Consider the following 23445-nt stretch of genomic DNA (forward strand, 5'->3'; position numbering starts at 1 on the left):
AATGGTTTTTAATGAACTGACTCATTGCTTGCCGGCGGAGTCAGTTTTTTTTATGCAATCTTGAGTCATAGTTAGTTCGTCTTGCGTTTCTGCAAGAATATTTTGCAGGCTAATTACAGCTACATCCACTAGACTCTGCCCTTGTTTAAACTCTCGAGGTAGCATTACAAATAAATCTGAGGCTACGATTAAAACATCAACTACTTGTTCGAGATCTGTAGTCAAGGTTTCCAAATTTCCTATATGCGTTTCTACATCGCTACTCACTTATTCTTCCCTCCCCACTTTTTTACCGATTAGGTACGTGCCCAGTAGGATGATTGGCGCCCAGGTCAAACACAGAGCTGACATCCTCGAATACTCCGCGACGAAAATCAGAACAGTGGCATATCCACCTAAAAGTGTTGTAACTAAAATTGCTGCAAACGTGTGATCTTTCTCCATCAACTTCTCCTCCGATACCTGTTCTTATCCATCCACCTAACAAACTCATCGAAAACGTCCAGCTCGATCAGCACTATCTTGTGAGTCGGATGCAGCACTCCACCTGAAAACTCTGGAGTTTCACCCATGATGCGAATCCAGCGATCCAAACTAGCTTGTTTAATGGAGTACATTTTCATAATTACTTCTTTGTTCCCATACTTAATCGCCACACGGTCTGGATTTTGTTCAACTTCATCAAGATTCACTTGAACCGGCTTTGGCATTCTCCTGCACCTCACTTTCTTCAAGCAGCTCCTCCATTGTCACACCAAAAAACTTGGCAACTTTGAACAAGTTGGCGGAATTTGGTGAGGCCACATTCCACTTTGAGATTGAGCCATTTGAAATCCCCAGACTCCGTTCCAATTCGGCAATCGAGATATCACGACGAGCAGCAAGACTTTTTATTTTGTCGTAGATCATTTTCATCCCTCCTTCCAATAGATAATTTTCTACACTTATTGCCTAATCTCCTTGACAAACAATAGATTTAATTCTATCATTAGTGCATAGAGATACCCGAAAACGGAATCTGGGTATCTCATCGATTTTCACGAATCGGGTTAAGGCTTTAAGCTGTTGCGCTCTCCCAAGCACATCCTCAGTTTAATAGACTTAATTCTATTTGTCAATAGATTTAATCCTAATTTTGTGAGGAGAATTAAAATGGCCGATTTTGTAAACACAAAAGAGCGAGTAAAAATGTTGGCAGACCAACGAAAAATGACTCTCGCAGAACTCGAAAGAAAACTAAATATTTCAAATGGAACGATTGGAAAATGGGATGTTCGCAAACCCAACACATCAGTCTTAGAAAAAGTGGCTGACTTTTTTACGGTATCCACTGACTATCTTTTAGGCCGAACCGACCGAAAAGACCCGTGGCCTGCCTCTGACCCAGAAGAAGATTTCAAGGATAGCTTGACAGATGATGAAAAAATCGAAGCCGCTCTCGCCTCCGTAATGTCTTATAGCGGAGATCCTATCACTGACAATGATCGAGAAATCTTAAAGGGCATCATTGAAGGATATTTGAAATCGAAAAAGTAGGCAGGTGGCTGTTTTTGGACAAACGTATTAAGGAAATCATTGAAGAACTGAAAGTTACAATCATCTATGACCCCAATCTTGACGATAATGGCCACTACATTGCTGCCTATAACATAGTCGTGCTATGTTCAATTCTTAATGAATATGAAATGACCAAGGCCCTTTTACACGAGTTGGGCCACGCTGCAAAACATCAGAAAAATGAAGCTCTCTATTGTGCCACTTTTGCGATGCACGCGAAGATGGAAAATGAGGCAGAAGAATTCATGATACGTCATTTAGTTAGGCAATACATGGAACTTCCCGAAGCAAATCCTTCAGCGGTAAACTATTTAGATTTTATTGAAAAGAACTCACTTAGCATGAACATGGCCCCAATCGTTCGAGATGCCTTTCTTGAATTTGGGCAATAAAAAAAAGACATCTCCCGACTAGTTTGGCGACCGGCGGGAAATGCCTTGCGAAAAAACAAGCCTAAAATAGGCCTATTTCTTATGCCCTATTTTAGCAGAAAATAGGAGGAAATCATAATGTGGATGAAAGAAAGAAAATCAAAAGAAGGAAAAACTGTCTACCAATACCGTGAGCGTTACAAAGATCCACTTACTGAAAAAACTAGAACTGTTTCTGTAACTCTCACGAGCAAATCCAATCAGGCAAAGAAACAGGCTGCAAAATTACTCCAAGGTCTAATCGATGAACAGCTAAATAGTTCCAAACTACCAAATATCACGTTTGAAAAAGCGATGGATAATTATTTAAAAAAGTACAAACTGAAAGCAAAGCGCTCCTCCTACCTATCCACAATCTCGACAGTAGAAACAGTGAAGCGACTTGTTGGTCCAAAAACCATGATACGAAATATCGACGAGCTATTTTTGCAAAGCCTCACTGAAAAAGTATATTATGAAGAGAAGTATTCTTTTAACTATACAAGAAAGATAAAAGCTCTAATCATCGCTGTTATGAAGCAAGCAAAAAAAGACAACTATCAAGTAACAGTTCCGCAATTTCGTATGGAATTAATTTTACGCCAGGAAGCAAGCCATGAAAAATACTTAGAAAAAAATGAGCTTCGGGCTTTGATTGACCAGCTGAATACGAGACCCGTCAACGCTAGAAAAGCAGATATGGTTGAATTTCAAGCTTTAACAGGACTGCGGTATGGAGAGATGGTGGCCCTAAGAAATTCAGAATTTCACGAAACTTACATCACCGTTAATGGCACAATAGATCACCGAGACGGAAAATACTCAGACGAGCCAGTTCGAACAGCTCCAAAAACGTCCAAGGCTTTTCGCAACATCCCTCTCTCAAAAAGAGCAGTGGAAATCATTAGAAAAGTACAGCAAGAAAATCAACTCATGAAAAGAGAATTTCCTAATTACGAGGATCGTAATTATATTTTTACAAATAAAAAAGGGATGCCTATCGATTATCGTACCTTTGAACCGTGTCTCAGAAATGCAGCAGAAAAAGCCGGTATTGACAAGCCCGTTTCCACTCATTATCTCCGGCATACTCATGTCTCCATGTTAGCTGAAATGGGAATGCCAATTAAAGCAATCATGGACCGCGTAGGGCACAAAGATATGAAAACAACAATGGAGATCTATAACCACGTCACTGATAAAATGCAAGCAAACCTCATAGAAGGTTTGAACAAACTAAATTACTAACTTGCTCGCATTTTGCTCGCAAGACAAAATAAGAGAACAAACAAACCGCCACAAGCCGGAGCCTGTAGCGGTTTGTTTCCTGTTTTTAATACAATTCCAAATATTGTTCTCTTTCCCACTCAGAAACCGTTTGACGGAAGGAAGCCCATTCCATGCGTTTAGCTTCATTGAAGTTACAGAAGATGTGTTGCCCTAAAGCATCGATCATCACTTGGTCTTTACGCAATTCTTTCAAAGCATTGTGCAAAGTAGAAGGCAAGTCTTGAATTTGCGCTTCTTCCCGTTCTTGTTCGTTCATCACGTAGATATTACGGTCAACAGATGGTGGTGGTGTCATTTCGTTGCGAATCCCGTCAAGGCCGGCTTCTAGTAAAACAGCCATGGCTAAATATGGGTTCGCTGATGGATCCACGGAGCGCAATTCCAAACGAGTGGACAAACCACGAGATTCTGGTACCCGGATTAATGGGGAACGGTTGCAGCCAGACCATGCTACGTAAACCGGAGCTTCATAACCTGGTACTAAACGTTTGTAAGAGTTGACGATCGGGTTGCAGACTGCTGTATAGGCCCGAGCGTGTTTCATCAAACCGCCTAAGAAGTGGTAAGCGGTAGTAGATAATTGTTGCTCCCCATCTTCATCAAAGAAGGCATTGTCTTTGCCTTTGAAAAGAGACATATTGCAGTGCATGCCGCTACCGTTGATACCAAATAATGGTTTTGGCATAAACGTTGCGTGTAAGCCATGTTTTCTGGCAATGGTTTTTACTACAAGCTTGAAAGTTTGGATATTGTCACAAGCTTCTACTACATTGGCATATTTAAAGTCGATTTCGTGTTGTCCAGGAGCTACTTCATGGTGAGAAGCTTCCACTTCAAAGCCAAGATTTTCTAATTCAAGAACGATGTCACGACGGCAGTTTTCCCCAAGGTCAGTTGGGGCAAAGTCAAAGTACCCACCTGCATCGTTTAAATCAGTCGTGATTTCACCATCTTCATCTAATTTAAACAAGAAGAATTCTGGTTCTGGCCCTAAGTTGAAAGAAGTGAAGCCCATTTCTTCCATATTGGTCAAGACCCGTTTCAAGTTACCACGAGGGTCGCCGGCAAATGGTGTGCCGTCTGGATTGTAAATATCACAGATAAGACGAGCTACTTTGCCATGGTCGCTTTCCCAAGGGAAGATCATCCACGTGGAGACATCTGGATGTAAGTACATGTCAGATTCTTCAATCCGCACAAAGCCTTCAATCGAAGAACCATCAAACATCATCTTGTTGTCTAAGACTTTTTCCAATTGGCTGACTGGCACTTCCACGTTTTTGATTGTTCCCATGATATCAGTGAACATCAAACGTAAAAAGCGTACGTTTTCTTCTGAGGCGATGCGTTTAATATCTTCGGTTGTGTAATTTGCTTTTGGCATTTTATCCCATCCTTATATATTGATATTTTATTTCCACAACAAGGCTACATTCGTGGTCCTTGTTGGTATGGATTTTGTTGATTCAAGCCACCTTGGTTTAACAGTTCATCATAAAAAATACGACGGACATCATTGTCGGTTAAAGGCTTTTTGGCTTGGGCTTGTTTTTCTTGGCGCTGTTTCATTTGATAAGCATGTTTGATTCCAGCCATATTAAGGCCGTCGGAGAGATAGTCCTTGATTTCTAACAAGGTATCGATATCGTTTAATGAATACATCCGTCTATTTCCTTCACTGCGTTCGGGATGGATCAGATCTTGTTCTTCATAGTAGCGAATTTGACGTGCTGTCAAATCCGTTAACTTCATCACGGTCCCGATGGGGAAAACAGACAAGGAACGTCGTAATTCTTTTTCCCGCATAGTTTTGCTCCTCTCATGAATCATCCAATTTGATCATGGGTTAACTATACCACTTTCAAAAAATTCGTCAACGGCTTATGTTAGATAATCTAACATCGATTTCGAAAAAATTTTCTAAAAATTTAAAAATGCTGATTTATCAATGATTTCAGCTCGCGAAAAACCGAACATTCAAATTTTTTTTGAAAAAAATTCAGTATAGAAGCTTGCCAGCAATAAAAAACCGTTTCTTTTTTAAAAAGATGGACGTGATTAAAATGAAGTCTATGTTTCATGAAAGCTAAAAAAAAGACAGCATCTCGATTGCTTGAGATGCTGTCCTAAAAAGGATTACTTTTGATAGAAAACGTCATTTACCGCATTGGCCACTGCAATCTTTACGTGTTCATAGGTCAAACCGCCTTGCACATACAATGAGTAAGGTTCTCGTAATGGACCGTCTGCGGAAAGCTCAATGCTGGCGCCTTGAATAAAAGTGCCGGCTGCCATGATGATATCATCTTCATAACCGGGCATGTAAGCCGGAATCGGAGCTACAAAACCATCCACTGGGGAAAAACGTTGAATCGCTTGGGCAAACGTAATCATGGCTTCTTTGTCTTTTAAGTCCACCAATTGAATCAAATCCGTCCGTGGCTCATCCCAAGCCGGTGTAGAATCAATGTCGTGGGCAGCGAGTAAAGCCGCAGTAAAAATCGCTCCACTGATGGCTTGGCTGACCACATGGGGAGCCAAGAAGAACCCTTGCAACATATCAAAGACCGTGCTTAACATGGCCCCGCCTTCCATCCCCACACCTGGTGCGGATAGTTGATTGGCACAAGCAGAAACCATTTTTTCTGGTCCTACGATATAGCCACCGGTTTTGGCAATCCCGCCTCCCGGATTTTTGATTAACGAGCCGGCCATTACATCGGCTCCCACTTGAGTTGGTTCCAATTCTTCTGCAAATTCCCCGTAACAGTTGTCCACAAAAATTGTCACTTCCGGAGCAATGGCTTTAACAAAGTCACACATTTCTTTGATTTGAGCGATGGTGAAAGACGGGCGACTGGCATACCCACGAGAACGCTGAATCCCCACCACTTTTACACTAGGATCCAATTTTGCTTTGACTTGTTCAAAATCCACAGAACCATCTGGCAACAGTCCCACTTCATCAAAATCAATGCCCCACTCTTTGAGACTGCCAACTCCATCCCCGGTTAAACCAATCACTTCTAATAAAGTATCATAGGGTGTGCCGGTAATATAAAGCAATTTATCCCCGGGGCGTAAACAACCAAATAACGCCGTGGCAATGGCATGGGTACCTGAAGCGATTTGTGGCCGCACTAAGGCTGCCTCGGTGCCAAAGACTTGGGCATAAACTGCTTCTAGAGCATCTCGACCTAGGTCATCATGACCGTAACCGGTGGAAGGCATAAAATGAGTTTCAGAAATCTGTGCTTGGGCAAAAGCTTCCAATACTTTGGCTTGATTGCTTAATGCCACTTGCCGCACTTCGGCTAAACGATCGGCAATTAACCCATCCACTTCATTGATTTTCGTCACTAATTCCGGTGAAAAATTTTTGGTCCAACTCATGAATCATTTTCCTTCTTTCTTAAAACAGGGGCCTTCTTTTCGGCAAACCCTTTTACCAAATAGCTTTGACTGTCTGCTTGATACTCTTCTGTTAACAGCAAGGTTTCTTTTTTCAAACGGCTTAAACGCTTGCCTTCTGACTGAGCTACCCTCAAGGAATAAGGCTCCAAAATTTCCATTAAGCGCAATTTGATAGCTTTTGTTAGTTCTTCTTTGCCCCGGCTGCTTTTGGCTGAAATCAGCACGTTGGGAAATAACGTGGGCACAAACTGATCTGGAGTAATTTTATCCGCCTTATTGTAAATTGTCAGTAAAGGAATTTGATCAAATTCCAACTCTTTCATTAACTCGATCACCGTGGCTTCTTGTTGCGAACGATCGGGACTGGCAGCGTCCACCACATGTAGCAAAAGATCCATATTGCGGCTTTCTTCTAAAGTAGAGTGAAACGCATCAATCAACTGGGTGGGCAAGTCTTGAATAAAACCTACCGTATCAGTAAGTGTCACTTGAAATCCTTCCGGCAAGCGCCATTGCTTGGTTAATGGATCTAATGTAGCAAAAAGTTCATCTTGCTCATAAGTCGCCGCACTGGTTAACAAATTTAAAATCGTGGACTTCCCGGCATTGGTATAACCGATTAAACCAATTTGAAAGACTTGGTTCTGGCGTTTTTGCCGCGTGCGCTCTCGGTGAGCTGCCACTTCTTTTAGTTCTCGTTTAATATTGGTAATTTTCTTGCGGATATGCCGACGATCGGTTTCCAGTTTCGTTTCCCCAGGTCCTCGAGTACCAATCCCTCCACCTAATCGTGAAAGATTTTTCCCTTGGCCCACTAAACGAGGCAAGAGATACTCCAATTGAGCCAACTCCACTTGTAGTTTGCCTTCTTTCGAACGCGCTCGCATGGCAAAAATGTCTAAAATCAGCTGTACCCGGTCAATTACTGGCACTGCCACTTGATCTTGGATTAACTGGCTTTGACGGGGACTTAATTCGTGGTTAAAAATCACCAAATCCGCTTCGTGGGCCTCTACTAGCTGGCGCAGTTCGGCCAGTTTGCCTTTTCCGATGACCGTTTGGCGATCTACTTGGGGCCGTTTTTGAATTAAAGAAAAGCAAACCGTTCCTTTGGCCGTTTTGGTCAAACCTTTTAATTCCAACATGGACTCGCCAAAATTACGCCAGGTTTCCTCTGTTTCTACCCCCACGAGAATTACCCGTTCCTGTTTTACTTCCATGGTCATTCCTCCAACCATTGGTATATTTTTGCTTCTAAGACACTCCCATGTTCTGGATGTTGGACTAAATCCAGCCACAAAGGGTTCATGCGATTGCGAAACCAAGTCAGCTGGCGTTTGGCATAGCGACGAGAATCTTGTTTAATGGCTTCTTTTACAGAAGCTAAATCTGTTATACCAGCAAAATAATCAAAAAATTCTCGATAGCCAATGCCTTTTGCTCCTTGACTGTCCGGCAAATCCCGCAACAACTCCGCTTCTGCTTTTAGGCCAGCATCAAACATCTGCTCCACCCGTTGATTAATTCGCTCATACAGCAAACTGCGCTCTGTAGTTAAGGCGATTAAAAAATCATCGTAGCGTTTTTGCGGTGCATTTTCCGGGGCAAGGATACTGCGACCGGTATTTTCAAAAACTTCCAGTGCCCGGATCACTTTTCGCTGGTTGTTAAAATGAATCTTTTGGGCAGCTGCGGGATCTTTTTGGGCTAACAACGCCCACAACTCTTGATTGCCACAGGTTTTGGCAATCTCTTCGTACTTTTGACGAATTGCCAGTGTTTCACCTTTTGCTTTGCCACCCAGGTCATAGTCATACAAAAGGGCTTGAATATACAATCCCGTGCCGCCTACTACAATAGGCAGTTTGCCTCGACTAGTAATCTCTCGAATTTTCTCTTGGGCCAAAGTTTGAAACTCCGCTACTGAAAAGCCTTCTTTCGGATCTTTAATGTCAATCAAATAATGGGGAATTCCTTGGGCTTCTGATTTTGTGACTTTGGCTGTGCCGATATCCAACCCTCGATACACTTGCAAAGAATCGCCGCTGATGATTTCGCCATTGAATTTTTTTGCCAATTGGATACTTAAAGCCGTCTTGCCTACTGCAGTGGGGCCAGCAATCACTAAGACTTTTTCCATTATTTTTGCTCCTGTCGAAAAGTGTTGATTCCTTCAAAGCACATTTCAGGGAAGTTGGTGATAATACCCGTCACGCCTAAATTTAAGCAACTGCGAATCCCCACCATGGTATTCACCGTCCATGGGCGCACTGCCAAAGGAAAACTTGCCAATCTACCAGCATTTTTTTCCGCCCATTCCAACTTGGGATGAATGCCTTCAATATAGCCACGGTCAATGGCCTGTTGTACTTTATTTTCAGAAGTCCCTAAAATCAAATCCAACTGGGCACCGGGATCTAATTCATGCAAGCGGTCCAAAGAGTTGATATTGAAACTGCAATACCAGTACGAAAAAGTCCACTCTTGACTTTGCATAAAAGCAGCCAAGCGCTCTTCAATCTCTGGATATTCGTATTTATCGGTTTTGATTTCAATTAACAGCACACCGCGAAAATTGCGAATCAACAAAAGATTCACCACTTCTTGTAAAGTGGGAATTTTGGTTGACGTATAATCTTCAGAAAACCAAGAACCAGCATTTAGTCGTTTTAATTCCGCTAATGTGTGTTCGCGAATCAGGCCTTTGCCATCTGTGGTTCGTTCCACATCTTCATCGTGCATCACGATTAACTGTTGATCCTTTGAAAGATGCACGTCCAACTCAATAATATTGGTACCTTGGCGAATGGCCTCAGAAAATGAAGGTAGAGTATTTTCAGGACGAACACCACTTGCCCCACGATGGGCTACCACTTGTGTCATTATTTCCACTCCAATCTCGTTCATTGTACCATTTTCTATCCTTTTAAGGGAATTTCTCGCAATCAAAAAGCGACAGATACTACTCCGTCGCTTTCTTGTTTATTTCAAATAAGTCAGTTCTTCACTGGCAAGTTTCTTTAATTGAACTTTGCGCTCTCTCACTAATTCCAATAAAGAATCAGAAAATTGTTCTAATAAGACTCGAGCTCCTTTGTAAGCATAGCCCCCCATGGCAATGGTATCTTCTGGGGACAAGATCACTTTTCGCTGACTGATTTGTTTAAAGAACTCTTCTACAATGTAGTTTGGTAAATAAAAATTATTTTGTGCGGCAAAGGATTGTAAAAAAACATAGTCATCAATGGTGATATACACATCATCAAAACTATCAAAGCTCACATAATTGGACATGGTAGCTGCCCGCTTTTGTAAAATTTCTTGAATCTTTTGGTTTAACAAAAGAATTGTCTCAATCTCTTTGGTCTTGTGTTCCAACATCCGGCGGCGAATATCCCGGCGCTCTTCATAGCGGATTCGCAAGTTAAAAGCGATTACTACAATTAATGCACCAATTACCACCCCAACTAATGCTGCCAATGCCATCATCCAAATTGTCGTCATAAACTGTCTCCCTTTTTCCTTTAAACGAGGCTTCCCCCGCTTTTTTGACTAGTTTGATTGTATCAGTTTCTAGGAAAATTTGGTAGATGGAAGGAATTTTTTCCTGCAAGCACTCTTTTTGACATTTACCCCTGTAGGTATTAAAGTGAAGCCGAGGTGATCAAATGATTTCAGTACATGATTTTCAAACCGGCTTAAACGCCTTAACAACCGCGCCTTTAGCAATCGCTTATATTTCGATGCCCAACTGTAGTGTCTGTGTTTCGGTCAAGCCCCAATTGATACAACACTTAAAGAGCACTGAAATTCCTATTTACCAGTTTGATGCCGCCAAAATGCCAGAAGTTGCCGGAGAATTCCAAGTGTTAACCGCTCCGGCAATTTTACTTTTTGCCCAAGGAAAAGAAGTCGCTCGCCAAGCCCGCTTTATCGACTTTGATCGCTTAAAAACTACCGTAGAAAATTATCAAACAGCGGGAAATGAAGCGGTGGATTACCAAGCGCTTTTTGAAGAGCAAAAATAAGCTTCTTTTGATGATTCGTATGTAAGAAAAAAACTCGCCAAATCGGCGAGTTTTTTTAGTCAGCTTCTCTATTGGGATTGCTGTGCAAGAAATAAATCAAAGTCTGCAATTCATTAGTCAAGTCTACGTTTTGAATTAAAACTTGTTTTGGCGCGTGAAGACGTGCAGGGGTAAAATTCAAAATCCCCTTAATCCCGGCTCTCACCAGTTCATCCACGATCGGTTGAGAATGTTCTGCTGGTACCGTTAAAATGGCAATGTCAATTTCTTGTAGGCGAATTTGTTCCGCCATATCTTCCAAAGGATACACAGGGATACCATCTAAAATACGGCCGATAATCTCTTGATTCACATCAAAAGCCGCACTGATACGAATGCTGTTGCTTTGGTGGAATTTGTATTTTAATAAGGCGCTCCCCAAATTCCCCACACCGACTAAAGCAACATTGGACATTTGGTCATCATTTAACGTTTTGGCAAAAAAGTTCATCAAAGCTTCCACGTCGTAACCGTAGCCTCGTTTGCCTAATTCACCAAAATAAGAAAAGTCTCGGCGAATGGTCGCACTGTCTACTTGTACTGCGTCGCTTAGTTCTGTGGATGAAACTTTTTGCTTGCCAGAATGATGCAATATACGCAAATAGCGATAATATAAAGGCAGACGTTTAGCCGTCGCCTTGGGAATAACTTGATCTTTCAATTTCGATTCCTCCGCTTGTGAATTTCTCTTGTGGACTGACGAAATCATACCAGTAATCTTGTGAAAAAACAACAACCTTGCTCAATCAAGAGCAAGCTTTACTTTTTAAGCAAGACCATCGCAACGGGAAGGAAAGTATGATAGACTGACAAGGAGCGTCGGCTAGCTAAAAGCACGGAAAAAAAAGCCAGTTCGACCTACTTTTCACAAGCAAGGAAAATCGACTATGATCTTATTACAAGCAAATCAAATTGCTCGGCTCTTTGGCGCCGAAGTTTTATTCCAAAATATTCAATTAGAAGTAGCGGACCATTCCCGTATCGGTTTAGTAGGGCGCAATGGTGCCGGTAAGTCCACTTTATTAAAAATCATCGCTGGATTGGAAGCTCCCGATGAAGGAACCATCGCCAAAAATAAAACGGCCACCATTGGCTACTTGGCCCAAGATACCGGTCTAGATTCTGATAAAACCGTTTGGGCAGAAATGCTCGAAGCGTTTCATCGTCTCCGTCAAATGGAAACCCGCTTAGGCCAGTTGGAACAAGAAATTGCCCAAAGCACGCAAGGGACACCAGCAGCTGAACGGTTATTAAAAGAATACGATCAATTGCAACATGACTTTTTAGCTCAAAATGGTTATGGCTATGAAGCAGAAATCCGTTCCGTCCTCCACGGCTTCCAATTTGATGAAAGCTTTTATCAACAAACCATCGACACTTTATCCGGTGGGCAAAAGACCCGCCTGGCGCTGGCTCGCATGTTGTTGCAAAAACCCGATATTTTAATTCTCGATGAACCGACCAACCATTTGGATATTGAGACTTTGTCTTGGTTAGAAAACTATTTACAAAACTACAGCGGTGCACTCTTAATCGTCTCCCATGACCGCTATTTCTTGGATAAAGTCGTAACTGAAATCTATGAAATCAGCCGCCACAAAATGCGTCATTACAAAGGAAACTACAGTCGCTATTTGGACCTTAAAGCAGAACAACTCCAAAGCGAATGGAAAACCTACGAAAAACAACAAGAAGAAATTCACAAGCTAGAAGACTTTGTGGCTCGCAACTTGGTCCGGGCTTCCACCACGAAACGCGCCCAAAGCCGTCGGAAACAATTGGAAAAAATGGAACGCATGGATCGACCACAAGGGGATGAAAAGTCGGCCCACTTCCTGTTTGACATTACCAAACCATCTGGTAACGTGGTCTGTCAAACAGAAGACGTAGCAATTGGCTATGACAATCACATTTTGGCAGCACCAGTAAATCTGGATGTGCGCCGCAAAGATGCCATCGCTTTAGTAGGACCAAATGGAATCGGTAAATCCACTTTATTGAAGTCCCTCATTGGCGAACTGCCTTTGATTAAAGGAGAGGTCCATCTAGGAACCAATGTCACCATTGGTTATTACGACCAAGGACAGACAGAACTCAATCCCCAAAAGACCATTTTGCAAGAACTCTGGGACGAACATCCCACCACCCCAGAAGTCGAAATTCGAAATGTCCTAGGCAGCTTTTTATTCTCTGGAGAAGATGTGGAAAAACCCATCGCCTTATTAAGCGGTGGTGAAAAAGCCCGGGTCGCTTTGGCCAAATTAGCCATGAACAAAGAAAACTTCTTAATCTTAGATGAACCGACCAACCATTTAGACATCGACAATAAAGAAGTCTTAGAAAATGCGTTAATTGATTATGAAGGTACATTATTTTTTGTTTCCCACGACCGCTACTTTATCAATCGTCTTGCTTCCAAAGTCGTCGAACTCTCTGCTGAAGGCAGCAAGCTCTACTTAGGCGATTACGATTACTATTTGGAAAAGAAAAAAGAAGAAGAAGAACTAAAAGCCTTGCTAGAAACCGACACGGTAATCCCTACCGTCTCCAGCGGCAAAGAAACCTTCCAAAACACCAAAGAACAACAAAAACGATTGCGCAACTTGCAACGGAAAGTCACACAAATCGAAGAAGATTTAGCCAAATTAGAAGAAACCATTCATCATTTAGAAATGGAAATGGCTAAACCTGAGATTCAAGCTGATCACGTAGTTTTAAGTGATTTGAACCAACAATTAGAAGCAGCCCAAGAAAAACAAGAAGCTTTCTTGGAAGACTGGGAAAATGCCAGCCTGGAATTAGAAGAATATGAAAATTAAGCTTTCGGGGCTGTGACATAAGTCGTATTCCAGTCCTCCGAACCGAACATTACTATACGTGAGACGAAAGCAAAAGACGAGACTCTTTCATGAAGGAACATAGGAAGAGTCTCGTCTTTTCATTTCTAAAAATTTCAAACGGTGACTAACCTTGATTTCATCAAGCTAAGTCACCGTAATTCACTTTTTCTCTGAACACGTATGGTAATGTTTCTTCTACGGACTGAAACACGACTTCTTCACGATTAATTTTCAAACGTACATTTATTTGACTTAAAATCAAAACGTTCGCTATTTTTTGTTTATTAGTTACTTATGTCACATCCCCTTTTTTATACTGTCCACTCTCCTACTTTAGTCCGATGTATTTTCTTCTGCTTTTTGTTTAAATGAAAGTAATTGAGGACAACTGAAAAGGAGGGGCACTATGCGCGTCGAAGGAAAAAAAAGACCATTGAGAATTTTGATAGGTTTGCTACTGATATTTTGGGGCATGACAACTTTTGCTATGCACCGATTCACTTACAGCACTTCTTCTGAGGTCCACTACGAAAACAGCCTAAGCCAAACAGAATACGCCACCAATGCCAATACTTATTTACAAGATGAAGGCATTCAGACACCATTACTCTTACAGACCGATGAACGTTGGGCTACTGAAACCTATGGAGTAGATAACGGGAAAACCATCGCGGAAAACGGTTGTGCACCAACTTCTCTAGCGATGATTTTAGCTTATTACGAAAACCGGGAAGTCTCTCCCACCGAGATTACAAATTGGGCAAAAGACCAATACTATCAGGCAGACGCAGGTACAGACTGGTCTATCTTCCCTGCTTTTGCTAAAGAATACAACTTGACGCTTCATGATTTAGACGCTGATTTTTCCAAAGCCCAAACCTATTTGGAACAAGATATTCCCGTAGCAGTTTCTGCGCTTCCCGGGGAGTTTACCGATAATGGTCATATTATGGTCTTAGCTCGTTATCAAGCTGACACAGATAACTTAACCATCTTAGATCCCAGTGACAATCCCGAAAAAAATCATACTTATAGTTGGTTTACAGCCAGTGATTATACTACTCAGTTTCGTCACTATTGGGCCTTTACCAAAGACACTTCTCTTTAAGCTAAAAACTGTCCCTTTTTTTGGACAGTTTTTTTCTTTGCCCATTCGGCCTTGATTCTTTGCTATACTGATAGTTAAGAATACGTTATCAAAGGAGTGATTGAATGAGAATCGGTATTTTAAAAGAAATCAAAAACAATGAAAATCGGGTCGCTTTGCCTCCCAGCGGTGTCCTAGAGCTAGTCAAACGAGGCCATGAAGTTTGGGTGGAAACCAAAGCCGGCCTCGGTTCTGCTATTTACGATGATGAATATGAAAATGTGGGAGCGGTGATTAAACAATCCGCTCATGATGTTTGGTCTTGTGAATTGGTTTTAAAAGTCAAAGAACCACTGGATTGCGAATATCAATATTTCCGTGAAGACTTACTCCTCTTCACTTATTTGCATATGGCAGCCAATCAACCTTTAGCCGAAGCGTTATTAGCAGCTAAGGTCAATGCTATTGCCTACGAAAATGTCACCACAGCAGAGGGACAATTGCCCCTTTTGGCTCCCATGAGTGTCATAGCTGGTCGCATGGCGCCTCAACTAGGAGCACGCTTTTTGGAACGTTCTTCTGGGGGTGAAGGAATTCTACTAGCTGGAGTTCCCGGGGTTAAAAGAGGAGAAGTCGTGATTATCGGTGGCGGAATTGCAGGCACAAATGCAGCACAAATCGCCTTTGGATTAGGCGCAAAAGTCACCGTCTTGGATACCAATTTACAACGACTGCAAGAATTAGAATCGGAATTTTCCGGCCAAATTCAAACCTTAGCATCAAACATTAGCAATTTGGAAACTTCCTTAGTCACTGCTGATTTAGTCATTGGCGCCGTGCTCTTACCGGGACATAAAGCGCCAAAATTGGTAACTCGTGAAATGGTCGCCAGCATGAAGGAAGGTGCGGTGATTGTGGACATCGCCATCGACCAAGGCGGGATTTTTGAAACTGGCGATACCGTCACCACCCACGATAAGCCTACTTATGTAAAAGAAAGCGTCATTCATTACGCTGTAGCGAATATGCCAGGAGCCGTGCCTCAAACGTCCACTTATGCGTTGAGTAACGCCACCTTGCCTTATATTTTACAACTGGCACAAGCTCCTTTAACAGAGGTTTTACAAACAAGTTCAGACCTTTACCACGGCGTTAATACTTATCGTGGAAAACTGACCTTAAAAGCTGTAGCAGAAGATTTAAACTTGGCGTATACTCCATTGGATGAGCTACTATGAGTGATGAATTGTTAAAAGACGCCTTAATGATTATTGATTTACAAAATGGGGTTTGCTATGGGGAAAAGCCCCTCTATCAGTTGGAAAAACTAATTGTTAAAGTCAATCAAAAAATTTCCAAATACCATGAAGCTGGCTTACCAATTATTTTTGTCCAACACAATGAGGAAGACCTTGTGGCAAACACCTCTACTTGGGAAATCATCCCCAAACTTCAAAAAGATAAAGGCACGCTCTTCCTACAAAAGTGGCACGCCAACGCTTTTTATCAAACGAACTTAGCTGACGAACTACAAAAGAGAAAGATTCAAAACATAGAAATCTGTGGTGCTCAAACAGAGTACTGCTTGGATGCTACGATTAAAATGGCTCACGGCTTAGGCTATCAACTTTTTATGGAGAGAAACCTCACCAGTACAGTGGACAACCCATATATGAGTGCCAAAGATACGATTTATTTTTACGAAAGTATTTGGGATAAGCGGTTTTTGATTTTGTATTGATTAAAAAATCTATGGGAGTAAAGTTCTCTGTTAGAACCATGATCTTTATACATCCAGTCTAGCTACAACGCCCCTAAAATAAATAGACAAAACTCCAGGTATGGTAATTCGCTTGTGGCGAAATCCAACCTGGAGTTTTATCTTTCTATTACTATCCTACTTGAACTTTGCTATCTCTCAATATTTTTTATGAACAAATTGCAAAATTTGATTCCTCTGTCAAAAGTTTCCAAAAAAAGACTACTTGATCGTCGCAACTTTATCTCCTACTTCTTTAAACCCATTAAATATACTGACTTGCTTACCCTCTAACTCAGGAAATACTACAATTACTGTATCTTCCTTTTCCTGTTCTTTTAAATACTGCAAATCCATAACAAGTAATGGATCCCCTATAGCAACTCTTTTTCCTTCAAAAACTTTAGGATAAAGCCCATTTCCTTCTAGTGAAACAGTATCAATTCCAATATGTAACAATATTTCTGTTCCATCGTCACTACTAATAGAAATTGCATGTTTTGTTGGAAAAATCGATTTGATTATCCCAGCAACCGGCGAATAAACAGTTGAATCAGAGGGAACCACAGCAAAACCTTCTCCCATCATCTTTTGACTGAATACGGGATCATTTACTTTTGCCAACTCTATGACTTCTCCATTTACTGGAGAAAAAATATCGATTCCCTTTTTCTTAAATAATTTAAACACTTATCATTCTCCTATCTCCAATGGAGGCTATCAAAAAAATTAAACAAGTTTCTCAAAATGCTTTCCATACAAGAAAGAGCCGCCATAGCGACGACTCTATTTCATAATTCACAGCAGGATACATTTCTGAAATACTTAACTTAACTCGGGCCATAATCCTTTGTTAGCTTCGTATAGTTCATCTAATACTTTTTTCCCAATAGTATAATTAGGAATTGTTTTATTCAACATGACAGCTTCCAAAGCTTTTTGATATGACCCTGACAACGCAGCATCCACTGTTATTTTTTCATAGGCTTTTTGCATTTCCATCAATCCCTTTTGAAAAGCAGGGATCTCTCCAATGTTGATTGTTTCAGCACCCATAGAACCAACGTAAGCTGGAGTTTCTACTACTGCTTCTGAGTCAAAGTTGGAAATTGCCCCATGATTTTTTTTATTTACTGTAAAGCGTTCTCTTGTATTGTGAATAATTGCGTAGGCAATATCAACAATATAATTTCCATGAACCCCTGCATGGAGAGAAGAGTCCTTAGCAGAACCCGCAGCAATTACGCGACGACATTCATCATAAATTCTTTTCTCGCGTCCTTGCATGACATAATCTCCGCGAGTAAAACTTGGATCATCGTGTGCAATCATTTCATCAGGGGTTAAGTAATATTGCAAGTAACAATTTGGAAAATACTCTGGAAACCTTTTGAATAGACTAATCATTTGTTTATAAGTATCAATCCAGTATTGATCACCCTCTGTCTCTCCATTGGACATAAGCAACGTATCAATTTTTCCTGATAAAACATCTTCTCGAAGTTCAGGAAGCAAATCTTTGCCCTTTTCATCAATGACATTCGTCCACCATCCAAAGTGATTTAAGCCAAAATACTTAAATGTAAGGTCCCGTAAATCCTTATTGAAATACTTTGCAATTGCACCTTCGATAGAAATTGGCATATCACAAATACATAATACATTTGCATCTGGAAATTCTCGATAAATTGCCTCGGATAAAATAGCCTCCGGATTAGTATAGTTTAAAATCCATGCATCGGGACAAATTTCTTTAACCTTACGAATGATCTCTAGCACAGCAGGGATAACACGCATTGCAAATGAGAATCCTCCTAGTCCACAAGTTTCTTGTCCCACAACTCCATTTCGTATACAGATCTTCTCATCAATTGCTCTTTGTTTATTTAAACCTGGACGTATTTGCATGAATAAGAAATCAGCACCTTGTAACGCCTTATCTATATCTGTAGTATAAGTGACATTTACTTTGGACCCAGTTTCTCCATAATACATTTTAGTATATTGTCCCAAAAGATTTACTCGCTCTTCATCATTGTCATATAAGACAAGGTCAGTTAAATTTAGCTCTTTTGCTCTTTTTCGTAAAACTTCCAAAATACCAGGTGATTGGGTGGATCCTCCACCGATCATTACAAATTTGTTTCCCACTTTTAATTCCTCCAATTGTTATATCAATACTATGCTATGCTTCGGCTACTTTTAATTTAGCCATATAAGCTTCTACTTTTTCTCTCTCTTCCTCTACGCCAACACCAATAATAATTTGAATATGTTTGCCTTTATCCACTATGCCAGATGCTTGAACCTTTTCTTTAAGAATCTGCATATTTACTTTATCAGCATCTTTTACATCAACCCGGAGCCTTGTATAGCAGTTAATAATATTTTCAATATTATCTGCCCCACCAAGACCAGCTACAATATTTTGAATCTGTGGTTCAAATTCAGAGTCAGCATCAATTGAATTTTGTAGCTCAACGGCTTCATCTGTGACTACAGACTCACTGGAATTTTCTTTCTTTTCACGTCCCAGTGTGGGAATATCTAGCTTAAGAATTAACGTTTTGAATACAAAGTATTCCAACACGCCTGTTACAATGAATACAATAGGAATTAAATACTGATGTCCCAAACGACTTGGAAAAGCAAAACTATTGATAATCATATTAATACCAGTGTCGAATTGAATATTAATTCCGACTAAGTTTGTGATTAACATGCTTAATCCATAAACGATGGCATGTGCCGTCCACAAGAGTGGTGACAGGAATAAGAAGAGAAACTCTAATGGTTCAGTAACACCTGCTAAGAATGCCGTTGTTACTGTTGGAATCAATATTGCAGCAACTTTTTTTCGATTCTCAGGACGAGCAGTTTTCCAGAGTGCAAAAGCAATCCCAATAGGAAGAGAAATCGAGCCAAAGTTTGCCAAATATCCAATTGATGGATGCATTGTAGTAATCGATCCTGCATTTCCTAGTTCTGCTAGCCAAATGTTAAATGCACCATTATAAACTTGACCGGCAATTTCTGCAGTTCCTCCAAGCGGTGTATAAAAGATTGGCATCCATAAAAAGTGATGTAATCCTAATGGTAACAACAATCTGTTTAAGAACCCATAGAAAAAGAATCCTACTGATCCTGCAGTAGTGGTTGCTTTAACGACCGACTCGACTACTGAGTTAACCGCTGGCCAAAAATAAGTAATTCCAATAGCAAATAAAATAGTTGCAAAAACAATTAGGATATAAGCAGATTTAGTTCCTGAATATGGTGCTAAATATTTATGAAGTTTGATTTCTCCAAACTTATTGACCATCACTCCTACAAAAACACCTAGTAAAATTCCTAAAAACACACCCATATCAGTGACTTGAATTCCAAAAACTGTTCCTTGGCCGGTACCATAAAGCCCTTGTTCTCCAGCTTGTGCCAAACGATTTGTGACTGTCAACCAAGCATTATTAGCATATAAAAAAACTAGATAAGTTATGATGCCCAAAATTGCCGCATCCGTTTTGTATTTAGGTTTAGCTAAAGCAGTCGCTATCCCCACACAAAAAATCGCGCTTAATTGACCAATCATGCCACCAGACATAATATTAAAAACAAAATTCCCAACTTCCTTAAATCCATTAGGCATCATTTCTAGTTTAAGAATTGCACAGACAGATAAAATAATCCCTGTCACCGCCATAAACATAACAGGTTGGATTATTGCCTTAGAAAAAGTACTCGCAGACTTCATAAACTTCTCTTTCATCTTTCACATCTCCCTCTTTAAATAAAAATTATTCACATAACATCTACCTATTTTCTAGCATCACCAAATTTCCATAATGGCAACACTCAATATTTCGTTCTTCTATAACTTTATGCATCAAAGGATCACATAGTAGAGCAACTTCTTTGACACGTTGAACGTTAAAGGAAGAGTTAAAATATAAAATTTCATCAACAAATGCTGGATGGACCATTAATTCCGTTACTTCCCCCTCCTCAACTAAGTCTAGGACTGATTGAATTTCTTCAAAACATTCTTTGTGTCTTTCATTTACGGTGAACTTGAGATTGCGAATCTCGTCATGATCCATTAAATCTAAAAAGCCACTGATTCCCTTTTGATAAGGAAGAGTCACATTTTCTTCAAGTCCATATGCATTTCGAAAACATAAATGATACTTTTCAGCGATTCTTTTAGTAATCTCGTAGTTTTCAGGAAATGTATGCACATGATGATGGCTATCCAAATGAGTCAGTTTCAGTCCTTTTTCTATTAAGTAATCAATTTGGCTACACCATTCATTAAATATCTCGTGTTCATCCATCATACTTCGATTGGCTTGGTATCCTTTTAATCCAAAAAACTTTTGATTACAATCTGTTAATGTACGATTCTTTGTTCTTGGCGAGCCACAAGTTAACACTAAGTGTCCACCGACTCCAAGACCAGGATTCTTCTTTGCTAGCTCAATTGCGTTATCACATCCAGGCATGTTAGCCATTAGCGTAGTAGAAGTCAGAACTCCATTTTTATATGCTTCTACAATACCTAAATTAACCGCAGTCGAGTATCCAAAATCATCCGCATTAATAATTATTTTCTTCATTTTTTGCCTCTTTCGTAAAGAAATTACTTTCATACAATTGTATTTGCTTTCTTTATGATCGTAGTATAATCTATACAGATAGCGCATACAATGCTTTCAAAACAAGATGATAGTTCTTTCCATTATCGAAAGTACTTTCATGTAAGGAGATACATATGGAGAAAATTTACTATTTTAATAGATTGCTACCAAATAGTAATCTTAGAGGTGACGATGAAAAAATCATCGAAAATATAATTTCAGACATCAAGAAAAAGAAACAAATAGAAATAAAAACTGTGGCAGAGCAAAATTTTACATCTCAGTCTTCAATCAGTCGCCTAGCAAAACGTGCTGGTTTCAAAAATTTCAAGGAATTTATTTTTTTCTTAGAAACAGAATTTTCCATTAAATCAAGTAGGCAAGTTGATAATCTTCCATTTGCTAGTTCTTCTCACAATTGGGAGGCAATCGATGAATATTTTTCAAATGCATTTGCTACAAAAAAAATCTATTTATTTGGAGAAGGATTTTGTCAATTTTTGGTAGATTACACCTACCGAAAGCTTCTTCTCAAAAAAATCTATGCAATTGATCTAGAGGGAGTTGAAATAAGTTTAGTTTCAGATGAGACACCACATACGTTAATTACTTTCTCCCAGTCTGGGGAAAATAGGCATGGCCTAATTAAAATGCAAGAATGTAAAAATTATGGTGGTAAGGTCATTGCTATAACCGCTACTGAAAATAGTACGTATGTAAAGCAAAGTGATCTTTCTTTCATTGTAGAAAGGGGAACTACAGGTGTTGACCATGAAAACCAACACTTAAATTATTTTTTTGGAAATTCGCTAAACTTAATAGAGTATTTAATCGAGATGTATACAAAATAAAATTCATTTTTATTCTACTGAATTAAATTCTACCAATGCCAATATCATCAAATATTTCACCACTTTTCTCTGGTAGAAAAACGTGGTAGAAAAAATAAAATAACACAAAAAAAGCGGCTTTCCAGCCGCTTTTGGTAGAAGATTGGAAAACTCAGATGGAAAAAGGACAATTTTAAGCTCTTTAGAACCTTGATAAATCTCCATTCTTACAGCCTTTTACCATTATCTCCTGTACATCTTCAATTCTAAAAACAAATCATTGTAAATTCCCAAGTATTCTGGGCCTAAGTCTTCATAGACTTCCATATGGCGAAGCATCTCATCAGTGGGATAAAACTGGGTATCTCCAGAGATTTCCGCAGGTAAGAGTTCTTTAGCCGCTTCATTTGGTGTGGAGTAACCGATGTATTCCGCATTTTGGGCGGCGTTTTCAGGCTCCAACATGAAGTTGATAAAAGCATAGGCCCCGTCAATATTTTTGGCGGTTTTGGGAATGACGATATTATCAAACCAGAGATTAGAGCCTTCTTTAGGAATCACGTAATGGAGATGTTCATTTTCATACATCATATCGGCTGCTTCTCCGGAAAAAGTGATGGCTAAAGGACTTTCTTCATTGGCCATGTACATCTTGATTTCATCGGCTACAATGGCTTTGATATTTGGCGTTAAGTCTTTTAAATGTTCAAAGGCTTGTTGTAGTTGGTCGTCTTCTTTTGAATTCAATGAATAACCAAAACTCTGTAAGCCAATCCCCATGACTTCCCGGGCACCGTCAATTACCATTAAGGAGTCGCGGAAATCTTTTTTCCACAAGTCATTCCAAGAAGTGATCGCCCCCTCCTCAATGAATTTATCATTGTAGACAATCCCCAACGTTCCCCAAAAATAAGGAATGGAATACTGGTTACCTGGATCAAAACTGAGATCCAAAAAGTCATCATGAATATTATCCAACCCTTTGATTTTACTGTGATCTAGTTTTACCAAGAGATTTTCTTTCATCATTTTTTGAATCATGTATTCAGAAGGGATCGTAATGTCATAGGCTGTGCCCCCTTGCTGAATCTTGGTAAACATGGCTTCGTTGGAATCAAAGGTTTCATAATTCACCTTATAGCCTGTTTCTTCTTCAAACTTAGTAATCAAATCAGGGTCGATGTAATCGCCCCAATTGTAAATATTGACCACTTTGGCTCCGGCCATCCCTGTCGCGTGCTCTAGCTGTTTCACCGCAAAAAGCAAGACACAGATAATCGCCACGATACCAATAATCAATGATTGCAATCGTTTCATCGGATTTCTGGCACCTCCATTTCTTTACGGCGACCGCGTCCAGGGCGTTTTTTGTTTTCCTTACTGATGAAGTAATACCCTACCACCAGCACCATGGAAAACAAGAAGACCAAAGTGGACAAAGCGTTGATTTCCAAACTGATTCCTTGTCGTGCCCGGGAATAGATTTCCACGGATAAGGTGGTAAAGCCATTGCCGGTGACAAAGAACGTCACAGCAAAATCATCTAAGGAATAAGTG

Annotated in this window: 27 protein-coding genes; 9 read left to right on the top strand and 18 right to left on the bottom strand. The window is 40.2% G+C overall.

Annotation, left to right across the window (positions count from 1 at the left end):
* Nucleotides 1-21 precede the first annotated feature (21 nt).
* From AB5754_RS06110 to AB5754_RS06120, 3 genes are all read right to left on the bottom strand, one after another.
* Nucleotides 22-267: a hypothetical protein gene (locus AB5754_RS06110; RefSeq protein ID WP_368250950.1), complete on the bottom strand. Its 246-nt coding sequence runs from the start codon at nt 265-267 to the stop codon at nt 22-24.
* Between the two features lie 176 nt (nt 268-443).
* Entirely contained in the window at nt 444-710 is a 267-nt protein-coding gene (locus tag AB5754_RS06115; protein WP_368250951.1) for an excisionase, read from the bottom strand.
* A complete protein-coding gene (locus tag AB5754_RS06120) occupies nt 682-909 on the bottom strand; it encodes a helix-turn-helix domain-containing protein (RefSeq protein ID WP_368250952.1) in 228 nt (75 codons plus the stop codon). The genes AB5754_RS06115 and AB5754_RS06120 overlap by 29 nt, the downstream gene beginning before the upstream one ends.
* Before the next feature lie 243 nt (nt 910-1152).
* On the opposite strand from AB5754_RS06120, the gene AB5754_RS06125 reads away from it, so the two are divergent.
* From AB5754_RS06125 to AB5754_RS06135, 3 genes are all read left to right on the top strand, one after another.
* Nucleotides 1153-1536 carry a helix-turn-helix domain-containing protein gene (locus tag AB5754_RS06125; RefSeq protein WP_368250954.1) on the top strand — a complete coding sequence of 128 codons (384 nt, stop codon included), beginning with the start codon at nt 1153-1155 and terminating at the stop codon, nt 1534-1536.
* Between the two features lie 14 nt (nt 1537-1550).
* Nucleotides 1551-1949 carry an ImmA/IrrE family metallo-endopeptidase gene (locus AB5754_RS06130; RefSeq protein WP_368250956.1) on the top strand — a complete coding sequence of 133 codons (399 nt, stop codon included), beginning with the start codon at nt 1551-1553 and terminating at the stop codon, nt 1947-1949.
* A 117-nt stretch (nt 1950-2066) separates the two neighbouring features.
* Nucleotides 2067-3215, top strand: a complete 1149-nt coding sequence (locus AB5754_RS06135; RefSeq protein WP_368250957.1) for a tyrosine-type recombinase/integrase — start codon at nt 2067-2069, stop codon at nt 3213-3215.
* Nucleotides 3216-3300: 85 nt separating this feature from the next.
* On the opposite strand, the gene glnA is transcribed toward AB5754_RS06135, so the two are convergent.
* The 7 genes from glnA to AB5754_RS06170 form a co-directional block, all read right to left on the bottom strand.
* Nucleotides 3301-4641, bottom strand: coding sequence for a type I glutamate--ammonia ligase (gene glnA / locus AB5754_RS06140; RefSeq protein ID WP_311832788.1), 1341 nt, complete (start codon nt 4639-4641; stop codon nt 3301-3303).
* A gap of 44 nt (nt 4642-4685) precedes the next feature.
* Entirely contained in the window at nt 4686-5063 is a 378-nt protein-coding gene (locus AB5754_RS06145) for a MerR family transcriptional regulator (RefSeq protein WP_311832787.1), read from the bottom strand.
* 330 nt (nt 5064-5393) lie between these two features.
* A complete protein-coding gene (locus AB5754_RS06150) occupies nt 5394-6650 on the bottom strand; it encodes an aminotransferase class I/II-fold pyridoxal phosphate-dependent enzyme (RefSeq protein WP_368250958.1) in 1257 nt (418 codons plus the stop codon).
* A complete protein-coding gene (gene hflX, locus AB5754_RS06155; protein ID WP_368250960.1) occupies nt 6647-7891 on the bottom strand; it encodes a GTPase HflX in 1245 nt (414 codons plus the stop codon). The genes AB5754_RS06150 and hflX overlap by 4 nt, the downstream gene beginning before the upstream one ends.
* A gap of 2 nt (nt 7892-7893) precedes the next feature.
* Nucleotides 7894-8811 carry a tRNA (adenosine(37)-N6)-dimethylallyltransferase MiaA gene (gene miaA, locus AB5754_RS06160; protein WP_368250962.1) on the bottom strand — a complete coding sequence of 306 codons (918 nt, stop codon included), beginning with the start codon at nt 8809-8811 and terminating at the stop codon, nt 7894-7896.
* Nucleotides 8811-9554 (bottom strand): glycerophosphodiester phosphodiesterase family protein, encoded by a 744-nt coding sequence (locus AB5754_RS06165; protein ID WP_311832783.1) that lies wholly within the window; start codon nt 9552-9554, stop codon nt 8811-8813. Before AB5754_RS06165 ends, miaA begins: the two co-directional genes overlap by 1 nt.
* A gap of 99 nt (nt 9555-9653) precedes the next feature.
* A complete protein-coding gene (locus AB5754_RS06170; protein ID WP_311832782.1) occupies nt 9654-10175 on the bottom strand; it encodes a hypothetical protein in 522 nt (173 codons plus the stop codon).
* 164 nt (nt 10176-10339) lie between these two features.
* On the opposite strand from AB5754_RS06170, the gene AB5754_RS06175 reads away from it, so the two are divergent.
* A complete protein-coding gene (locus AB5754_RS06175; protein WP_311832781.1) occupies nt 10340-10699 on the top strand; it encodes a thioredoxin family protein in 360 nt (119 codons plus the stop codon).
* A 55-nt stretch (nt 10700-10754) separates the two neighbouring features.
* On the opposite strand, the gene AB5754_RS06180 is transcribed toward AB5754_RS06175, so the two are convergent.
* Nucleotides 10755-11399 (bottom strand): redox-sensing transcriptional repressor Rex, encoded by a 645-nt coding sequence (locus tag AB5754_RS06180; protein WP_368250963.1) that lies wholly within the window; start codon nt 11397-11399, stop codon nt 10755-10757.
* A gap of 226 nt (nt 11400-11625) precedes the next feature.
* On the opposite strand from AB5754_RS06180, the gene abc-f reads away from it, so the two are divergent.
* The 4 genes from abc-f to AB5754_RS06200 all read left to right on the top strand — a co-directional run bounded on the left by abc-f (nt 11626) and on the right by AB5754_RS06200 (nt 16406).
* A complete protein-coding gene (abc-f, locus tag AB5754_RS06185) occupies nt 11626-13557 on the top strand; it encodes a ribosomal protection-like ABC-F family protein (RefSeq protein ID WP_368250964.1) in 1932 nt (643 codons plus the stop codon).
* Nucleotides 13558-13984: 427 nt separating this feature from the next.
* Nucleotides 13985-14686 carry a C39 family peptidase gene (locus tag AB5754_RS06190; protein ID WP_368250965.1) on the top strand — a complete coding sequence of 234 codons (702 nt, stop codon included), beginning with the start codon at nt 13985-13987 and terminating at the stop codon, nt 14684-14686.
* 104 nt (nt 14687-14790) lie between these two features.
* Entirely contained in the window at nt 14791-15903 is a 1113-nt protein-coding gene (gene ald, locus AB5754_RS06195; RefSeq protein WP_368250966.1) for an alanine dehydrogenase, read from the top strand.
* Entirely contained in the window at nt 15900-16406 is a 507-nt protein-coding gene (locus AB5754_RS06200) for a cysteine hydrolase family protein (protein WP_368250967.1), read from the top strand. The genes ald and AB5754_RS06200 overlap by 4 nt, the downstream gene beginning before the upstream one ends.
* A 240-nt stretch (nt 16407-16646) precedes the next feature.
* Here AB5754_RS06200 and AB5754_RS06205 read toward each other — a convergent pair whose 3' ends face one another.
* The 4 genes from AB5754_RS06205 to AB5754_RS06220 all read right to left on the bottom strand — a co-directional run bounded on the left by AB5754_RS06205 (nt 16647) and on the right by AB5754_RS06220 (nt 21037).
* The gene (locus tag AB5754_RS06205) at nt 16647-17114 is read right to left on the bottom strand and encodes a PTS glucose transporter subunit IIA (protein ID WP_368250968.1); all 468 of its coding nucleotides are present in this window, start codon (nt 17112-17114) and stop codon (nt 16647-16649) included.
* Between the two features lie 135 nt (nt 17115-17249).
* Complete coding sequence (locus tag AB5754_RS06210) at nt 17250-18575, bottom strand: 6-phospho-alpha-glucosidase (RefSeq protein WP_368250969.1); 1326 nt, start codon at nt 18573-18575, stop codon at nt 17250-17252.
* 34 nt (nt 18576-18609) lie between these two features.
* On the bottom strand, nt 18610-20190 hold the full coding sequence (locus tag AB5754_RS06215; RefSeq protein ID WP_115873458.1) for a PTS transporter subunit EIIC: 1581 nt from the start codon (nt 20188-20190) through the stop codon (nt 18610-18612).
* Between the two features lie 43 nt (nt 20191-20233).
* Nucleotides 20234-21037 (bottom strand): carbohydrate deacetylase, encoded by an 804-nt coding sequence (locus AB5754_RS06220; RefSeq protein ID WP_368250970.1) that lies wholly within the window; start codon nt 21035-21037, stop codon nt 20234-20236.
* A 155-nt stretch (nt 21038-21192) separates the two neighbouring features.
* On the opposite strand from AB5754_RS06220, the gene AB5754_RS06225 reads away from it, so the two are divergent.
* Nucleotides 21193-21909 carry a MurR/RpiR family transcriptional regulator gene (locus AB5754_RS06225; protein WP_368259507.1) on the top strand — a complete coding sequence of 239 codons (717 nt, stop codon included), beginning with the start codon at nt 21193-21195 and terminating at the stop codon, nt 21907-21909.
* Nucleotides 21910-21918: 9 nt separating this feature from the next.
* On the opposite strand, the gene AB5754_RS06230 is transcribed toward AB5754_RS06225, so the two are convergent.
* The 3 genes from AB5754_RS06230 to AB5754_RS06240 all read right to left on the bottom strand — a co-directional run.
* Nucleotides 21919-22113, bottom strand: a complete 195-nt coding sequence (locus AB5754_RS06230; protein WP_368250972.1) for a hypothetical protein — start codon at nt 22111-22113, stop codon at nt 21919-21921.
* 18 nt (nt 22114-22131) lie between these two features.
* A complete protein-coding gene (locus tag AB5754_RS06235; RefSeq protein ID WP_368250973.1) occupies nt 22132-23205 on the bottom strand; it encodes a PotD/PotF family extracellular solute-binding protein in 1074 nt (357 codons plus the stop codon).
* Nucleotides 23202-23445: ABC transporter permease (locus tag AB5754_RS06240; protein ID WP_368259508.1), on the bottom strand; the 244-nt coding region annotated here is incomplete at its 5' end. The genes AB5754_RS06240 and AB5754_RS06235, both read right to left, overlap by 4 nt.

Origin of the sequence: Enterococcus sp. 2201sp1_2201st1_C11_2201SCRN_220225 (genome assembly GCF_040925905.1) — a bacterium.
In the GTDB taxonomy this organism is placed as follows: domain Bacteria; phylum Bacillota; class Bacilli; order Lactobacillales; family Enterococcaceae; genus Enterococcus_C; species Enterococcus_C asini_A.